Genomic DNA, 18,039 nt, shown 5'->3' on the forward strand with positions numbered 1-18,039 from the left:
TTGGTTTGGATTTAATATAAAGATTCAATAATTTTTTCGATGGAAAGTCCTTCTGCATCGGCTTTATAGTTTTTAACCACACGATGACGCAATATTCCTTCGGCAACCGCCTTTACATCTTCAATATCCGGTGAAAATTTACCATTAAAAGCAGCATGAGCTTTCGCCGCTAAAATCAGGTTTTGTGAAGCCCTGGGTCCAGCCCCCCAATCGATATAATTTTTGATAAAATCAGTCGCTAAATTACTCTCCGGACGGGTTTTAGAAACCAGCGTCACGGCATATTCAATGACATTATCGGCCACCGGAATACGACGAATCAAATGTTGAAAAGCAATAATCTCTTCAGCGGTAAACAACGAATTTACAACGGGTTTATCATCCGTTGTGGTACTTTTAACTACTTGAACTTCCTCGGCAAACGAAGGATAATCCAATTTAATAGAAAACATAAAACGGTCTAACTGAGCTTCAGGCAACGGATAAGTTCCCTCCTGCTCTATCGGGTTTTGTGTAGCCAATACAAAATAAGGTAAACTCAACTTATAATTATGTCCGGCAATGGTTACGGCACGCTCCTGCATAGCTTCCAACAGTGCCGCTTGGGTTTTAGGAGGCGTACGGTTGATCTCATCGGCCAAAATGATATTGGAAAAAATAGGCCCTTTAATAAATTTAAACGTTCTGTTTTCATCTAAAATTTCACTTCCTAAAATATCCGAAGGCATTAAATCCGGTGTAAACTGAATACGTTTAAAATCTAATCCAAGTGCTTGAGCAATAGTATTCACCATCAATGTTTTGGCTAAACCGGGCACACCGACCAAAAGAGCGTGACCGCCGGAAAAAATACTCAACAATATCTGATCAACCACAAGGTCCTGACCAACAATGATTTTAGAAATCTCCTGTTTGAGGTCTTTTCTTTTTTGAACTAAATTTTGAATTGCAGTTACATCAGACATAATAAAAATGGTATATAGATTTAAGAAATGTAATTGATTATTTTTTTAACCAGTTATTCATAAACTGGCAATTTCGGTAATCACCATTGATTTTAATATAGGTTTCCATAATTTTCTCATTCGACCATTTTCCGATGGCTTCAAATTGTTTTTCTTTTAAAGCCAAATCTTTGATTTTGGTATAATCGGTAGCATAATCTGCCACATGAGAATCAATGCGGTTAGTCACCATCAACAACTTGTATTTTTTCATGCCGCGTTGGTCTTCATCTAAAATAGGGACAGAGACTTCATTTTCTTTTAAATTGGAAACTTGTCCGTACAAAGTCGGATCCATTTTAGTCAACTCAAATTTTGAATCCATCGTTTTCGGATTTAATAAAATTCCTCCATTGGCTCGTGTTTCTTTCTCGTCAGACATGCTTCGGGCAGCATCGGCAAAGGATAATTCACCATCCATAATACGTTGTCTTACTAATTGGGCTCTTTCTTTGGCCTCTTTAAGAGCGTCGTCTGTGACTTTTGGGGTAAGCAAAATGTGTCGCAAATCAACTTCTTGACCTCGGATTTTCTCTACTAAAATGATATGATAACCAAATTCTGTTTCAAAAGGTTTAGAAATTTCTCCTTCATTCAAACTAAAAGCAACTTCTTTAAACTCTTTCACAAACTGTGTTTTTCTGTTCATCTTATAAAATCCACCGGTTGATGCAGAAGCCCTGTCTTGAGTAAAAATCACAGCCTTGGTTTTAAAACTGGCTCCGTTTACCAAAACGTCATTTCTGATTTCGTTTAATTTATCAATCACTTTTTGCTTCTCTTCTTGGGAAATTTTAGGTTCAAAAACAATTTGCGACACCTCCATTTCAGCACCAAAAGTTGGCAAATCTTCTTTGGGAATTTTTTTAAAGAAGGTACGAACCTCTTCCGGCGTAATCTCCACTTCTTCCACTACTTTGTTACGCATTTCGGTAGATAGTTTGTTTTGCTTCAATACATCAAAAAAGAACGAACGAAAATCTTCCTCACTCTTTTTATTGTAGAATTTCAACATTTTTTCCATCGAACCAATTTGACTCAGCATGTACGCAATACGCTCTTCCATCATATTGTTGATTTCAGAATCTTTTACCACAATGGTACTGTCTTGCAAGGCTTGATGGGCATACAAACGATCTTCCATTAATTTACCCAACAACTCACATCGCGAGACATTTTCTGTAGAAATACCTTGGCTGGAAAGCTCAATATATTCCATATCAATGTCGGAATCCAAAATAATATATTCACCGACTGTTGCAATAATACCGTCTATTTTCTTTCTTTTGAAGGGTTCTACACTATCCTTTTTTACCGGAGCATCTTCAACGATAATTTCTTGTGCTTCACTTGAAAACGCAAAAGAGACTAGTAAAATTAAGGCTATTGCTGTTTTATTTATAAATTTCATACTTGTTGTTTTTAATGGCATCATCAGTGATTTCCTTCTCAAATTTTTTAATTAAATCTAGTTTTCTCTTATTAATTATTAACTCTTTAATAGTTGGTTTTACGTAGTCAAAAGGGCTAACTTCATTTTTATCAATAACATCTCTGATTTTAATAAAATAAACGTTAAGCGAATCAGGGTGCTGAATGGCTTTTCCTTCCGCAATAAAATTATCTCTGTTTTCCGGAGTAATAAAAGGTAATTTTTTATACACTTGGTTCATTTCTACCCAAACAGAATCATTTAAGGCAGAACTTTTAAACTGTAATTGATAGGTTTCCCAAAAGTTAGCGTCAATTTTCTTAGCATCAAAAAATTTACCCTTAATCAATTCAAACTTTGGATGATCTTTTGGTAAATTGATATAACGCAGTTTGATTAAAGTACCATTCGTTCTAAAATTATCTTTATTTTCTGCATAATAGGATTTTAACTCAGCTGTAGAAACCATCGTATCTACCTCTCGCTTTACAATTTGTTCCAAGTAGGCCTTTGTGTACAAATCAACCTTGTATTGTTGAATGAGCTTATCAAACTCCGCTTGTTGCACTTTATCAATATTAATTTCTGCCGCTGTAATCAATAACTTTTGGGCAGCCCATCGGTTAATAAAATTGTGAACAATTGAAATACTGTCTTCCGGTGATACGTCCGTCAAAACTAAATTTTCAAGGTCACTTTTAAATAAATAAGAGTCGCCAACCCTAGCCACAGCCTCCGGCTTTTCTTCCGCCTTAAAATAAGAACATGAAGTAATAATACAACACAGCAATGCCAGAATCTGAATCTTATTCATTACTTTTTAATTTGCTTTTTTACTTCCTCAAAGACCGCTCTATTAATTTCTACAGTAAATTCCTGCTTAAGATTTGCCACCCAATTCTCTTCTAAAAACTGTTGGTAATCATTAATTACTCTTCCTTTACACTCTTCTAACAATTTCGGTCCGGCTTCTTTAATGTCGTTCACTTGAACTACATAGAAGTAGTTTCCTTCTTGCGTTACATTAGAAAGTCCTTTTTTAAACGGAACGGTTTTGGGCAATGCATCATGATCTTCTTCAAAAACACCGCTGGTAACCATGACATTTACCATGCCATCCGTATTGAGCATTTTCTTAATTTCATCACCGGTTTTACCTTGTTTCAATAATTTGTGGGCTTTTTTGGCAATTGCCTCTTTGGTAGAAGAAATAATGATTAAATCATAACGTTTTTTCCACAAATAATTCATTTTTTTTGCTTCATAAAAGGATTCTAATCCAACAGTATCGGTTTTTGCTTTCTCCCAAATCTCCTTTTCCATCAAATCAAACAACAACAAACCATCCCGGTACTCTTCCATGACGGCTGCAAATTCAGGAAACTCATTTTCTAAATTCTCGTTATAATACTGATTTAATTGCGTATCTACAAAATTGGCATAATGAAAGTCTACCAACCTGCTAATAGGTTTGGGTTGATTTGGACCTTTTTGTTGTGAAAGAAGGTAATTCAAAAATTGTGTCCCACTTATTTTAGCAGTTCCAAAGGAAATAAATTCTCCATCATATGCTTTGGTGTCTGAAGGCAACTCCCATCCGGAAGTGTAATACTTGTCATTCACCGCTTTTTTTATCTTACCGTAAAGTGCTTCATTACGTTGAATAGGATATTTTGCACGTAGTTTTTCATTTAAAGAAGCTGTTATCTTTCTCGAACGCTCATCGCGACTAATTTTACTTTCCATTTCAGCTTTGGCCTCTTCAAACGTTTTTACCGGATGCTTTTCAATCAGCTTCATAATATGCCAACCAAATTGCGTTTCAAAAGGCTGAGAAATAGCATTGGGCTCTTGCAAAGAAAAAGCTACTGATTCAAACTCTTCGGAACTCAACTGACCGGAACCGAAACGATTTAAAAGTCCACCCTTTGCAGCAGAAGACTTATCTTGCGAAAATTGTTTGGCCAACGCTTCAAATTCTTCCCCTTGCTGAATTTTACTGTAAATTTCCTGAATGGTTGTTCTGTTTTTTGCAGCTTCCTCTTCATTACCATCTGCCGGGTGCATTAGCATAATGTGAGCAACGGTTACATCGCCACGATTATCACGAATAGCTGTTACTTTAATCAAATGATAACCAAAACGTGTACGAACCGGTTTAGAAACCGTTCCATTAGGGGTTTCATAAGCAGCAGATTCAAAAGGATAAACCATTCGAAAAGCAGAAAAATAACCCAAATCGCCCTTGTTTTCTTTCGCACTCGGATCTTGTGAATACTGTTGAGCCAACTGGCCAAAATCCTCCCCTTTATCTGCCCTCTTTTTTAATTCTAAAATTTGTTGATAAACCGCTAGGGTATCCTCCGGTTTGGCATTCTCATCAAGTGTCAAAAGCAAATGAGAAGCTCTAATCTCTTTTAAAGAACGGGCATAACCTTCTTCTAACAGCTCCAAAGTAACTTTAGAGTCGGTTAAATAATTTTTAGCCAGTTGTGTTCGATACGATTTTAATTCGTTTTGATACTTCGTATTGTTTTGTAAGCCAAGTTTGTTTGCTTTATTGATCTTTAATTTATAACCCACAAAAAGTTCCAAGTAGTGATCTAAGTCCTTTTGTGATTCATCTTTAACCAAATCTAAATTTTTGTTGTAAACCCGAACAAACTCATCCGTATAATAAGGACTTTTATCTATTGTAAAAAGTACTTTTTTGGGCGATTGAGCAAATGCAAATACAGCTAAAAGTAGTGAAATGCCAAGACAAAAATGGTTCTTATTCATTTTCAAAAAAAATTAATTTAAAAAGGTTATCAAGTAACGATAGTTTCACCTATTGCAACCCACAAAATTAACAATTCATATACATTAAACAAGTATAGGGGTTACTATTAACAAAAATTTATTAACGAAAAATGTTTATACTTTTTTTACCAAGAAATAGTATTTTTGCACACTTTAAAGAGAGTCATGAGTTTTACAGAAGAAATTAAACGAAGAAGAACATTTGGAATTATTTCACACCCGGATGCCGGAAAAACAACACTAACCGAAAAACTACTGCTTTTTGGAGGTGCAATTCAAGAAGCCGGAGCCGTAAAGAACAACAAAATCAAAAAAGGAGCTACCTCCGATTTTATGGAAATCGAACGGCAAAGAGGAATCTCTGTAGCTACTTCGGTACTGGCATTTAATTACAAAGAAAAAAAAATAAACATCCTAGATACACCGGGACACAAAGATTTTGCAGAAGATACATTTAGAACTTTAACTGCAGTTGATAGTGTAATTGTGGTGATTGACGTAGCCAAAGGGGTCGAAGAACAAACAGAAAAATTGGTCGAAGTGTGTCGCATGCGAAACATTCCCATGATTGTTTTCATCAACAAATTAGACCGGGAAGGAAAAGATGCGTTTGATTTAATGGACGAAGTAGAGAAAAAACTCAAACTAAGAGTTACACCATTGAGCTTTCCTATCGGAATGGGTTATGACTTCCAAGGAATCTACAACCTTTGGGAGAAGAACATCAATCTCTTCAGTGGCGATAGTAGAAAAAATATTGAAGACACCATTGCGTTTTCAGACATTAATAATCCGGAGTTAGATAAAATTATTGGCGAAAAACCGGCTGTCAAACTTCGCGAAGAATTAGAACTAATTGACGAAGTATATCCTGCTTTTAAACGAGAGGAATACCTTGATGGAAATTTACAACCCGTATTTTTCGGTTCTGCTCTAAATAATTTTGGCGTTCGGGAATTATTAGACTGTTTTATCGAAATTGCTCCCTCACCCCGACCAAAACATTCCGATACTCGATTGGTTGACCCTACCGAAAATAAAATGTCCGGTTTTGTGTTTAAGATTCACGCAAACATGGACCCTAAACACCGTGACCGATTGGCGTTTATCAAAATTGTTTCCGGAACTTTCGAACGTAACAAACCCTACGCACACGTTAGATTAAACAAAAGTTTAAAGTTTTCCAGTCCAAATGCTTTTTTTGCAGAGAAAAAAGAAATTGTAGACATCTCCTATCCCGGTGATATTGTTGGCCTACACGACACCGGAAATTTTAAAATCGGCGATACATTAACCGAAGGGGAACAAATGAACTTCAAAGGTATTCCGAGTTTCTCACCCGAGCATTTTAGATACATCAACAATGCCGATCCAATGAAAGCAAAACAACTGGAAAAAGGAATTGACCAATTGATGGACGAAGGAGTAGCCCAGTTATTTACCTTGGAAATGAACAACAGAAAAATCATCGGAACGGTTGGAGCTCTTCAATATGAAGTGATTCAATACCGCTTAGAACACGAATACGGTGCAAAGTGTACTTACGAAAACTTTCCTGCTCACAAAGCCTGTTGGATTAAACCACAAGACCCTAAAAGTGAAGAATTTGCTGAGTTCAGGAGAATTAAACAAAAATTTTTGGCCCATGATAAATACGGACAATTAGTTTTTTTAGCCGATTCTGAATTCACTATTCAAATGACACAAAGTAAATTTCCGAATGTAAAAATGTTTTTTACTTCCGAAATGGAGTAACGTAAAAGAAGGCAATCAATGTTAATATAAAATTAATTTTGTAAGACATATTGGGAAAAAACAAAATGAATCGTTCTTTTTTACAAAAATGATTTATATATTTGCAACTTATTAAAAGATTTATGAAAAGTATTTACAAATTTTACATCGTATCATTTCTATTATTGTCTGATTTTATAGTGTTTGCCCAACCGGGTGACGATGATGGAAGTGGCGGCTTAGAAGGGGATGATACTCCGGCAGCTCCTATTGACGGAAAGTTAATATGGTTGGCAATCGTAAGCATACTATTTGCTTTTTACTATTTCAATAAAAGAACGCAAAAAGCTGACTAATACCAAACCCCTTTTAAGGGGTTTTTTTATAACCAATTACTACTGCTTTGATTTTCTTCACCAAAAAAAAATCGTTTTTAAAAGATTTAATTCCCGATAACTTTGTTGATATTCACTCACACCTGATACCAGGCATTGATGACGGAGCTAAAACAAAGGAGGAATCATTCGAGATTATTACGGAATTAAATCGCATTGGTTTTAAACAATATATCACTACACCACACGTAATGCATACCGTTTGGCCAAATACAAATGAAACAATCAAAAATGGGGAAAAGGAGTTACATGATTTTGTAGCAAAAAAAGAAAATATTCCCTCAATTAAAGCAGCCGCAGAATATATGATGGACACCTACTTTTTGGAACTTCTGCAAAAAGAAAAACTGCTTACCCTAAAAGAAAACTACCTCTTGGTAGAAATGTCTTATTTAAACCCTCCACTGCAACTTTCAGAAATCATTTTTGAAATCCAAGTGGCCGGCTACAAACCTATTCTGGCTCATCCGGAACGATACCTCTTTTACCACAATAATGTTGACAATTACCAAAAACTTAAAAAAATGGGTTGTCTTTTTCAGTTAAATCTATTGTCTGTAACCGGTTATTACGGTAAAAATGTTGCTAAAACAGCAGAAAAATTACTCAACAATAAGTTAATTGACTTTGTGGGCTCCGATGTGCATAACCTCAATCAAGCACAAAATTTCCAAAACCGTCTGATAATTAAAGAAGAAGAGGAGTTAAAACAAGCTATTCAAAACAATCAATTATTCCTATTTTGATTTAAATAGGGTTTTATACCAAGGCTGTTTTTCAGTTTCAACACCGTAGCCATAGCCATAACCATAGCCATAACCATAGCCGTAGCCATAGCCGTAGCCATAACCGTAGCCATACGTTTTCTTCCAATCGGTATCATTTAATACGATAGCCATATTAGGTAATTTCTTTTCTTTATAAAGGTTATCTGCAAACTTCAACATACGTTTATCTAAATAATTAGCACGCATCACATAGATAAAAGCATCTGCATTTTTAGCCACCAACAAGGTATCCGTAACCATACTAACCGGTGCAGTATCCACCACTATATAATCGTATTCCTGTTTTAATTTTTCAAACAACTCATTTAATTTATCGTTCATCAACAATTCTACAGGATTTGGAGGAATAACCCCGGATGGTAAGGCATAAAAATTCTCATACCCATCCAGTTTAACAATATAATCCTTGCTATCCGCATTGTTCTTAGTGAGGTAGTTTGTTAAACCTTTGCCGGGCAAATCAACATATTGCTCCAATTTAGGATTACGAATATCCAAACCTATCAATAATACACGTTTGCCTGAAAGTGCTATGGTTGTGGCTAAATTAATTGAAACAAACGTTTTTCCTTCTTTAGGAATCGAAGAGGTAACAAAAATAGTTTTGCACTTTTCATCAGGTACATGCGATAAAATGAACTCTAAATTGGTACGAACAATCCGTATGGCTTCTGCCGAACTCGAACGACTGTTCGCTTTAATAATTTGATCACTCGAATCAGACTTAGGAATATCACCCAAAATAGGAATGGAAACTTTACCCTCAATATCCTGACGATTTTTAATTTTAGTATCCAGTAAAAAGAGCAAGTAAATAATTCCGAAAGGAATCAAAAGACCTAATACAATAGCTCCAAGATAGAATATTTTGCGGTTCAAAGTAACCTGACCTGTTGCAAATGCAGCATCTATAATCTTGGCTTTCGGAGAGGTTACGGCCAAAGAAATGGCTGTTTCTTCACGCTTTTCTAAGAGATACAAATACAATGATTCTTTGATTTGTTGCTGCCTGGAAATTCCTTTAAAAATACGGTCAATCGTAGGTACTCGCCCTACCTTGCTGTTATAACGACTTTCTTGACGGGCTAAATTATTTTTGGTAATTCGTAGGGTTGACAATTGACTCTTTAAACCATCCATGATGCTCGATTTTAAGCCGTCTAATTGCTTATCGATGTTTTTTACTTGCGGATTAGAAGTTGTTCCACTCTTCAACAAACGTTGCCGTTCTAATATCAACTTATTGTGCTGTTCAATCAAACCTGCAGCAGGATTCGTAGGCAAATAAATAGAGGGAACCAACTCTTGTGAATCGGCAGTTGAAACAGACTTTAGCAACTCATTCACAATACTTATCTCGGTTTCGGTCTCCACAACAGAACGCTCGTATTCGGCAGCACTGCTTAAATTCAACGAGGCATCTTCTTCCAAATTCGTTAATCGGTTTTCACGCTTAAAGGTTTCGGCATTTTTTTCAACTCCTTCTAGTTCATTTGTAATGATTTCCAAACGCTCATTGATAAACTTTTCTGTCGATTTGGCAATTTGATTTCGGTCGGCAACAGCATCTTCATTGTATTTCTGAATCAACATGTTCAAATAGTCAATCCCTTTTTGCTCCACATTATCCACTATACTCAACTGGATAACATTGGTTTTGTTCTGATTAACAATTTGAACCCGATTACTGTAATCATTCGCCTTGGTGGTCAACTTAGATTTAATCACAAATATATCGTTGTCAAACTTCTCAATGTTTGCTACTTTTTCTACACTAAAACTGCCTAAGTTGGAGGTAATCACTTGTCCGTAACGATAGGTTTTTCCTTTGGTTTTATCAAAACTTAAAATCTTGAATTCCGCATTAGAAACCGGAGAAATAACAAACGATGTATCAATAGAATAAAACCGGTTTGACTTTTCGTTAAATTGAATCATTAACGGTAAATCTTTATACAATTCCGGATTAATCACACGCCCCTCAACATAATACGTCAAATCCAATCCCAACTCAGAAACCACTCCTTGCGACAATGTTTTAGACTTTAAGATGGCAATTTCATTATCTACATTATTCTTTCCGGCAAAAATATTCAAATCACTAAATGCGGATAGCTCACTAGACCCTCCTTTTTTCTCATCCTTTATCAAGATGGTTGCACTTACTCCATATTGCGGAACAGAATAACGCAAATAGAAATAAATACCTACCAAACATAAGAAAACACCCAACACAAACCATTTCCAATAAGACAAATAAATAAACAATTGCTCTTTAATGTCTACACTTTTTTGCGTGGTATCAGAGGTGGGTAAAGGAGAATTTTGCATACTTTATCGTGTAACTAATAGCGTTAAGGTAACCAACAAACTAACAACCGACAGTGTCAAAGGCAGATTGGCTCCAACAACTGAAGATTCGGGCTTGGTAAAGCGAGGCTCTACAATGATCAAATCATTTTGTTTCAGATAGTACATCGGCGATTGCAATAACGCCGTATCGGTAAGATTGATTCGGTGATATGATTTTATACCGGATTCTTCTCGAACAATCAAAATGTTTTCCCGATTAGCTACCGGTGTCAAATCACCGGCTTGAGCCAAGGCTTCCATCAAGGTCATTCGATCCGATTGAATGGTAAAACTGCCCGGATGTTTCACTTCGCCCATTACGGTTACTTTAAAATTTATAACACGTACTATCAATATCGGGTCTTTTAAGTATTCTTCAAGCTTCTGTTGCAATAAATCGTGTAAAGCTGTTTTTGTTAAACCGGCTACTTTAATAACGCCCAACACCGGAAAAGTAATCTCTCCTTGGTTATTCACCAAATAACTACTGTATTGAACGGCATTTCCGCCTACTGTTTGCTCAGCTTGACCACGCAAATTAAAGGGTGCTGCGGCTTCGATAGACTCAGCCGAAACATTGATGTAAATAATATCATCCAACTGAATTTTAGGTTCATACTTTACTATTTCCGAAGCCGAAGTTCCGTCAACACCTTGTAAATAAATCATTTTCTTTTTAGAAGCACAAGAAGTAAGTAAGAAAAAAACACCTACTATCAGTAAAAATTTAATTTTCATAAATAGAACAGAATTTGGGCAAAGATAGGAGTAAAAAAAGGAATTTCTAAACATAATCGCTATTTCATATCTAATTCCTGAAAAACGGAATTCATACTTTTAAATTCCGGAACAATTTTTTTCATTTTAGATACAATTTGATTATTGGGTTTCAAATGAGACAGGATAATCAAATCTTCTACTTCGTCGGCAAGCTGATGAAAATCTTTGCAAATTTCCTCCGCTATCATTATTTTTTCGTGATGAGTTGGCAAGTTCTTTGCCGAATTGTTCAATAATTCTTCGTACAATTTTTCACCGGGTCGTAGCCCTACAATAGCTATCTTTATCTCTTTGTCGGGTGTATAGCCGGCCAATCGAATCATTTTCTTAGCCAAATCAATAATCTTAACCGGTTTACCCATATCAAAAATAAAGATTTCACCGCCTTTTCCCATAGCTCCGGCTTCCAAAACTAACTGACAGGCCTCCGGAATAGTCATAAAATACCGTATAATTTCAGGATGGGTAATGGTAATCGGACCTCCTTCTTGAATTTGCTTCGTAAATAAGGGCACTACAGAACCATTCGAACCCAACACATTACCAAATCGGGTAGTAATAAACTTGGTTTGTTGCGACGATTTACTTTCAGCACTTTTAAAATGAAGCGATTGCACATACATCTCCGCAATTCGTTTACTGGCTCCCATAACACTGGACGGATTAACAGCCTTGTCGGTAGAAATCATAACAAAATGCTCTACCTTGTATTTTTTAGACAAATCCGCTAAATGCTTTGTCCCCATCACATTGGTAAAAATGGCCTGAGCCGGATTCTCTTCCATCAACGGAACATGTTTATAGGCTGCCGCATGGTACACAACCTGAGGTTGATAGGATTTAAAAACCTTTTCCAACATTTCTACATTTCGAATATCGGCTACAATGTTTCGAATGATAACGTCTTTGTCTTTACTGGCTATTTCCAAAGACAAACTATGTAAAGGGGTTTCAGCTTGATCGAGTAAGATTATTTTTTTGGGATTAAATTCCAATACCTGCCGTACAATCTCACTACCAATAGAACCGGCTGCTCCGGTAATCAATACTGTTTTCTCAAACAACTGATTTGAAATGGCCTTCGTATCCAAAACGATAGGCTTTCGCTCCAACAAGTCGTGAATTTCAAAACTCTTGATATTTTTTGAGATTTCTTTTTGATCATCCCAATCCGTCACTAACGGAATGGTATATACTTTGAGGTTAAACTCCAAACATTCATCCACAATCGTAGAACGTTCTTCTTTACTTAGACTTTTATCAGCTATAATCAGAGCATCCGCTTTAATAAAACGCATCAACACCGGTACTTTCCGATTCAAATTTAAAATTGGTAAATCCAAAATACGTTTGGTGGTATTTTGATTATTTTTATCAATAAACCCAATCAATTGAAAACGACGCGGTATTTCCGATTTTAATGCATTGGCTACGGCAATTGCATTGGCATCGGAACCATAAATAATGGCTCTCGTTAAATCCTTTTTATCTTTGACGTTAAAGAATTTTTCAAACGATTGTTTAACAATAACGCGGTAAAAAAATAAGAACGAAAAAGACAAGACCGCATTAATAAAAAGACCGGTATTGAGAAATAATTTATCGCCATCGGCCAGCAGATAAACAAAATTAATGAGTACCATCACCATCAAGGTGGCAGACTGGGCAAAAAACAATTTTAAAGCATCGATATACGAAGAGTGTCGGATGATACCGGAATACGTTTTAAAAACCCAAAAGAAAAAAACAGCAATACTAATATAAACCACAAAAGCAACCAGCTCATCGGCGGCCTGAATGTATGCTAACTTAACCCCGTTAAATAACAAATACGTTAAAACACCTGAAAAAGCAACCGTGAATGTATCCAACAATAAAACAATCCAACGGGGCAAATAGCCCATGTTTTTAAAGCTAAAACGCAAGTTGAGCCCCGAGACAAACTGCGAGAATTCGTAGAGAAAATTCTTTTTTTCAGAATCGTTCAATGTGGTTTAGTTTTAGTTCAAGCAAGTAAAGATATAAAAAAAATAAATCTTAAAAAAATCTTAATTTTTAAATCGTTGCAAAACATCCAAAATACGATTTCGTTCCTCGTCGGTTAAATTTGACCCCGAAGGTAAACACAAGCCATTCGCAAATAAATGTTCGGAAACACCTCCGCCAAAATACAAACAGTTTGCAAAAACCGGTTGTAGGTGCATCGGTTTCCAAAGCGGTCTACTCTCAATATTTTCGACTTCAAAAGCCAAACGTAAATCTTCACGCGTTTTGCCGTTGCATTTTACAGGGTCTATGACAAGAGCAGAAAGCCAATGATTGGAATAAAAATCACTGCTGGGCTCAGAAAAAACAGTAACGCCCTCTACGCCTTTTAACGCTTCTTGGTAAAAAGTATGCATACGGCGACGTAAAGCAATATGCTTGTCCAAGACTTGCATCTGACCCCGACCGATACCGGCACAAATATTACTCAATCGGTAATTGTAGCCTATTTCAGAATGTTGGTAATGCGGAGCCGTATCACGGGCTTGTGTGGCTAAAAAAACAGCCTTTTCCTTTAACTCCTTCTTATGAGCAACCAATGCACCTCCACCCGAAGTGGTAATAATTTTATTTCCATTAAACGACAACACCCCAATAGCACCAAATGTACCACATTTTTTTCCTTTATAGGTACTTCCTAACGCCTCCGCACTGTCTTCCAAAATCGGAATATCATACTGCTTAGAAATAGATAAAATGGACTCCACCTCAAACGGCATACCATACAAGTGAACAGCAACGATTGCTTTTGGTTTCTTTCCTTTACTCAAGCGGTCTTTAATTGCGTCTTCTAAGGCATTCGGACAAATATTCCACGTGTTGGGTTCACTGTCTACAAAAATGGGCGAAGCCCCTAAATAAGCGATAGGATTTGCCGATGCAGAAAAAGTCATACTTTGACAAATAACCTCATCACCGGGCTGCACACCCAATAAAATTAACCCTAAGTGCAAAGCAGCTGTACCGGAACTCAGTGCTCCTACATAAACGTCTTCTTCCAAATACTGCTCCAAATCAGTTTCAAATCCGGTTACATTGGGTCCCAACGGAGCCACCCAATTCGCAGCAAACGCCTCGTTTACAAATTGTTGTTCATTTCCGCCCATGTGTGGCGAAGAAAGCCATATCTTTGATTTATTCATCTATTGTCGTATATTTAATTATTTTTCCGGGATTGCCAACTACTACAGCGTAATCCGGTACGTCTTTTAGAATGACCGAACCTGCTCCAATGGTAGCCCATTTTCCAATGCGTACGCCTTGAATGATACTGGCACCTATACCAATATGTGCTCCTTCCATTACATGTACATTACCGGCTAAGGAAACATTAGGCGAAAGATGTACAAAATCAGCAATCACACAATCATGCTCCACAACAGCACCCGTATTAATAATACAATGTGCTCCAATAGTCGTAGCCGGATTAATGACTGCACCCGCCATCACAACCGTACCTTCGCCTAAACGGCTATGCTTTGATAGAATGGCCGTTGGATGAATGGCTTGGGCAAAAATACAATTCATTTTTTGCGACAATGCTTTTCGCACCCTATTATTGCCAATCGAAATAATCACACTGCTACCATCTACCGTATCAACTGCAGTGGGTTTTGAAATCGGATAGGTTAATAAGGCTTTCAAATTCGGATTATCATCCAAAACAGTTGCAATGCCCACACCCATGGATTCAAGTATATCAATGATTACTTTTCCATGTCCGCTGGCTCCGTACAAAGTAACTTTATTGTCCATCAAAAGGCTCTATTGTGGCCGCATCTGCGGCGTTAATACCTTCACTCTTTACCACTTTCAGCACCGTTTTAATCAATATTTTAACATCCAAGCCAAACGAAAGATGATCTACATACCAAACATCATATTCAAATTTTTTATCCCACGAAATGGCGTTTCTACCATTTACTTGTGCCCAACCTGTGATACCCGGCTTTACTTCGTGCCGGCGATTTTGAAAATCGTTATACAAATGCAAATAATGTGTCAACAACGGACGTGGCCCAACCAAACTCATGTCGCCCTTGAGTACATTAAGTAATTGCGGAATCTCATCAAGTGACGTTTTGCGAACAAATCGGCCTACTGGGGTCAAACGATCAGCATCCGGAAGTAAATTACCATCACTATCCTTCTTGTCGTTCATGGTCTTGAACTTCACAATTCTAAAAACCTTGCCGTGTTTACCCGGTCGTTGCTGAAAAAAAAAGGGCTTACCTTGGTTCGAGAAGTATAAAAAAACTGTAATACAGCTAAAAATGGGCAACAAAAGCAGTAATCCTATGAGAGCTGCTATAAAATCCAACAAAGGTTTAATCCCATTTTTATACATAAAAAACAAGTATTACGCGTGGCAAAAGTAAACAATATTTGTTAAATAACAGTTTTATGGTAAGTTAAGAAATTAGTTCTTGTGTTTAATCAGGTACACATTACACAGCAAAGTTTACAAATTCATAGTAAGTTGGGAGTTTTCAGTCCCAGTCCCAGTTTTCAGTTTCAAAATCCAACAACAGACAACCGACAACCGACAACAGACAACACCCCCCCTTGCATATCCAAAATCATTTTAAGATATTTGAAAACCTAAACCATAAACCATGGCAATCGTTTCTGCTCCCTATACCATCACAGGAACATTAGGAGACTTGATCTTCTATGTAGACCAAGACAATGTAAACCGAGTAAAAACAAAAGGAAATCCCGGTATTACCAAAGAACAATTTAAAACCAACCCCATTTTCGACCCCATTAAAAAACACGGAAAAGAATTTGGTCAAGCCGCTAAGAAAAGTAGAATCTTTCGCTTTTTAGCCAATCGCTTTTTTATGAGAGCAAAAGACGTGAGCACTGCCGGAAGAGCAAACAAATTACTTTTTGAAGTATTGGAAGAAGACACCGCCAATGAAAGAGGAATGAGAACCGTAGAAAACGGATTAAACACCAAAGAAGGTGTAAACTTATTAGTAGGTTATGAAGGAAACAGAAGCAGACCGCTTTACAAAACACTCAAAAAAAGAGGAGAATGGAATCCCAAAACAGAAACCTTTCACCTTCCTAACCTATCAATTATAGATGACATCGAATGGCCCGAAAATGCCTCAAAAGTACATTTGGCTGTGGCTCAATCAAATTGGGACTACATCAACGACACCTTTGAAACCGCCTACAGCGAAGAAGTGGTCTACGACAAAGAAGATAAAACAATAGACATTACTTTAAAACCCGAAAAACTAAAAGGAGACAAACTGGTCTTACTATTCGTTTTCATTGGCTTTTCAGAAAACTACAAAAAGAAAATCAGACCACTTAAACGAAGCTTCAATTCCGTCATCATCCAACAAATCCTCAAACACAACCCTATTTAATCAAAAACCACCAAACCTCTTCCATCCCCAATTCTTAATTCATAATTCATCATTCAAAATTCATAAGTCATCATTCAAAATTCATCAACCCCATTCACCTCAACCTCGCATACTCCTCCAACAACGCTTCCCAAACCACCCGTTGCTCATAACGCTCCACAATCATCGAGCGGGCCTTAGTCGTTAATCGCTCCCGCAGAGCCTCCTCCGAAAGCATCAATTCCATGGCTTCTAGAAGTGCCTGTTCCGACTTAGCAGGAACAATAAGTCCATTTTCACCCGGTACAATAATCTCATTACAGCCATTGATATCCGAAACAATAGAAGGCAATTCCATTGCTCCCGCCTGCATCACCACATTCGGAAATCCTTCCCGGTAGCTCGGAAATACTAAACAATCTGAAATAGCAAAATAAGGACGTACATCCGACTGATAACCCACTGAATGAATAGACGTACAATGCGTAATCGCTTCCAAGGTTGTGGCCTCCAAAGGGTCTAACGCACTCTCCAACGGACCTACCAAAAGTAATTTTGCATGGGGATAGGTAATCCGTAATTTTGTAAAAGCACTAACCAATTCGTTAATCCCTTTATCGCTTACCAAACGTCCTACAAAAACAAAAACAAAATCAGTATCCGAAATTTGTAACGATTCCTTTAAAGTCGCTTTTTGAGCAAAAGAAAAATGAATGTTCGAAAAATAAGCCGTATCAATGCCGTTTGAACTACCGTTAGCCAAAACCTTTATTTTTGTTGGAGATGTAAACTGTAAATCAAGAATAATATCTCTAAGACCATTTGAATTCGGATAAACATGGGTAGCACAGCGATACGTAAGCTTTTCTACAAAATCCAATAATTTTCGCTTTTTTCCTTGTGCCTCCAACAAAGGTAACCCGGCAACGGTATGTAAACGATGCGGAACACCGGCCAATTTGGCTGCCAACATACCAACAATACCCGCTTTAGGGGTATGTGTATGTACGATAGGAGGTTTGGTTTTTAAAAAAAAGAACCATAGTTGAAGTAAAGCCCATAAATCCTTGTGGGGGGTAATTTTTCGGGTCATTTCCAAGTGATGAGTCGCTACTCCTTCACGCTCACCTACTCTTTCTAGATAATCTCTCTCAGAGGATATAGCAATAACAGTATAATACTGCTGCATAAAACGCAACTGACCTTGCAGTAGCTTATCAAGAGACAACGGCACAGTTGTGATACGAACAAGAGTGGGTTTACGCATTAATTCTTTTGATTAATTTAGCTGGAATGCCACCATAAATACTATTCGATTCAACAGTTGACGTCACAACGGCTCCT

15 protein-coding genes are annotated in these 18,039 nt (G+C 37.1%); 4 read left to right on the forward strand and 11 right to left on the reverse strand.

From position 1 onward, the window contains the following. Positions 1–11: 11 nt before the first annotated feature. Genes R2782_RS06275 through R2782_RS06290 form a run of 4 tightly spaced genes read right to left on the reverse strand, consistent with a single transcriptional unit; the run spans position 12 to position 5,217 of the window. Complete coding sequence (locus tag R2782_RS06275) at positions 12–965, reverse strand: AAA family ATPase (RefSeq protein ID WP_371267231.1); 954 nt, start codon at positions 963–965, stop codon at positions 12–14. Positions 966–1,002: 37 nt separating this feature from the next. Beyond that, positions 1,003–2,415 (reverse strand): peptidylprolyl isomerase, encoded by a 1,413-nt coding sequence (locus R2782_RS06280; RefSeq protein ID WP_371267232.1) that lies wholly within the window; start codon positions 2,413–2,415, stop codon positions 1,003–1,005. After that, positions 2,399–3,250 carry a hypothetical protein gene (locus tag R2782_RS06285; RefSeq protein WP_371267233.1) on the reverse strand — a complete coding sequence of 284 codons (852 nt, stop codon included), beginning with the start codon at positions 3,248–3,250 and terminating at the stop codon, positions 2,399–2,401. The genes R2782_RS06280 and R2782_RS06285 overlap by 17 nt, the downstream gene beginning before the upstream one ends. Continuing rightward, on the reverse strand, positions 3,250–5,217 hold the full coding sequence (locus R2782_RS06290) for a peptidylprolyl isomerase (RefSeq protein ID WP_371267234.1): 1,968 nt from the start codon (positions 5,215–5,217) through the stop codon (positions 3,250–3,252). Before R2782_RS06290 ends, R2782_RS06285 begins: the two co-directional genes overlap by 1 nt. 186 nt (positions 5,218–5,403) lie before the next feature. Between R2782_RS06290 and R2782_RS06295 the strand changes: the two genes are divergently transcribed. From R2782_RS06295 to R2782_RS06305, 3 genes are all read left to right on the forward strand, one after another. Further along, positions 5,404–6,993 carry a peptide chain release factor 3 gene (locus R2782_RS06295; protein WP_371267235.1) on the forward strand — a complete coding sequence of 530 codons (1,590 nt, stop codon included), beginning with the start codon at positions 5,404–5,406 and terminating at the stop codon, positions 6,991–6,993. A gap of 122 nt (positions 6,994–7,115) precedes the next feature. Continuing rightward, the gene (locus R2782_RS06300) at positions 7,116–7,328 is read left to right on the forward strand and encodes a signal peptidase (protein WP_371267236.1); all 213 of its coding nucleotides are present in this window, start codon (positions 7,116–7,118) and stop codon (positions 7,326–7,328) included. A 47-nt stretch (positions 7,329–7,375) separates the two neighbouring features. Further along, on the forward strand, positions 7,376–8,113 hold the full coding sequence (locus R2782_RS06305; RefSeq protein ID WP_371267237.1) for a tyrosine-protein phosphatase: 738 nt from the start codon (positions 7,376–7,378) through the stop codon (positions 8,111–8,113). Here R2782_RS06305 and R2782_RS06310 read toward each other — a convergent pair. The 6 genes from R2782_RS06310 to R2782_RS06335 all read right to left on the reverse strand — a co-directional run bounded on the left by R2782_RS06310 (position 8,105) and on the right by R2782_RS06335 (position 15,680). Then, a complete protein-coding gene (locus R2782_RS06310) occupies positions 8,105–10,486 on the reverse strand; it encodes a GumC family protein (protein ID WP_371267238.1) in 2,382 nt (793 codons plus the stop codon). The two genes, R2782_RS06305 and R2782_RS06310, sit on opposite strands and share 9 nt — an antisense overlap. Before the next feature lie 3 nt (positions 10,487–10,489). Next, positions 10,490–11,245, reverse strand: coding sequence for a polysaccharide biosynthesis/export family protein (locus tag R2782_RS06315; RefSeq protein WP_371267239.1), 756 nt, complete (start codon positions 11,243–11,245; stop codon positions 10,490–10,492). A gap of 59 nt (positions 11,246–11,304) precedes the next feature. Then, complete coding sequence (locus R2782_RS06320; RefSeq protein WP_371267240.1) at positions 11,305–13,191, reverse strand: polysaccharide biosynthesis protein; 1,887 nt, start codon at positions 13,189–13,191, stop codon at positions 11,305–11,307. 144 nt (positions 13,192–13,335) lie between these two features. Next, entirely contained in the window at positions 13,336–14,475 is a 1,140-nt protein-coding gene (locus R2782_RS06325) for a DegT/DnrJ/EryC1/StrS family aminotransferase (protein WP_371267241.1), read from the reverse strand. Continuing rightward, positions 14,468–15,088: an acetyltransferase gene (locus R2782_RS06330; protein ID WP_371267242.1), complete on the reverse strand. Its 621-nt coding sequence runs from the start codon at positions 15,086–15,088 to the stop codon at positions 14,468–14,470. The genes R2782_RS06325 and R2782_RS06330 overlap by 8 nt, the downstream gene beginning before the upstream one ends. After that, the gene (locus R2782_RS06335; protein ID WP_371267243.1) at positions 15,078–15,680 is read right to left on the reverse strand and encodes a sugar transferase; all 603 of its coding nucleotides are present in this window, start codon (positions 15,678–15,680) and stop codon (positions 15,078–15,080) included. Before R2782_RS06335 ends, R2782_RS06330 begins: the two co-directional genes overlap by 11 nt. A gap of 268 nt (positions 15,681–15,948) precedes the next feature. On the opposite strand from R2782_RS06335, the gene R2782_RS06340 reads away from it, so the two are divergent. Further along, complete coding sequence (locus R2782_RS06340; protein ID WP_371267244.1) at positions 15,949–16,716, forward strand: hypothetical protein; 768 nt, start codon at positions 15,949–15,951, stop codon at positions 16,714–16,716. Between the two features lie 94 nt (positions 16,717–16,810). On the opposite strand, the gene R2782_RS06345 is transcribed toward R2782_RS06340, so the two are convergent. After that, the gene (locus R2782_RS06345) at positions 16,811–17,962 is read right to left on the reverse strand and encodes a glycosyltransferase family 4 protein (RefSeq protein WP_371267245.1); all 1,152 of its coding nucleotides are present in this window, start codon (positions 17,960–17,962) and stop codon (positions 16,811–16,813) included. Positions 17,963–18,039: the final 77 nt, after the last annotated feature.

This window comes from Flavobacterium sp. (assembly GCF_041392085.1).
GTDB lineage: Bacteria > Bacteroidota > Bacteroidia > Flavobacteriales > Flavobacteriaceae > Flavobacterium.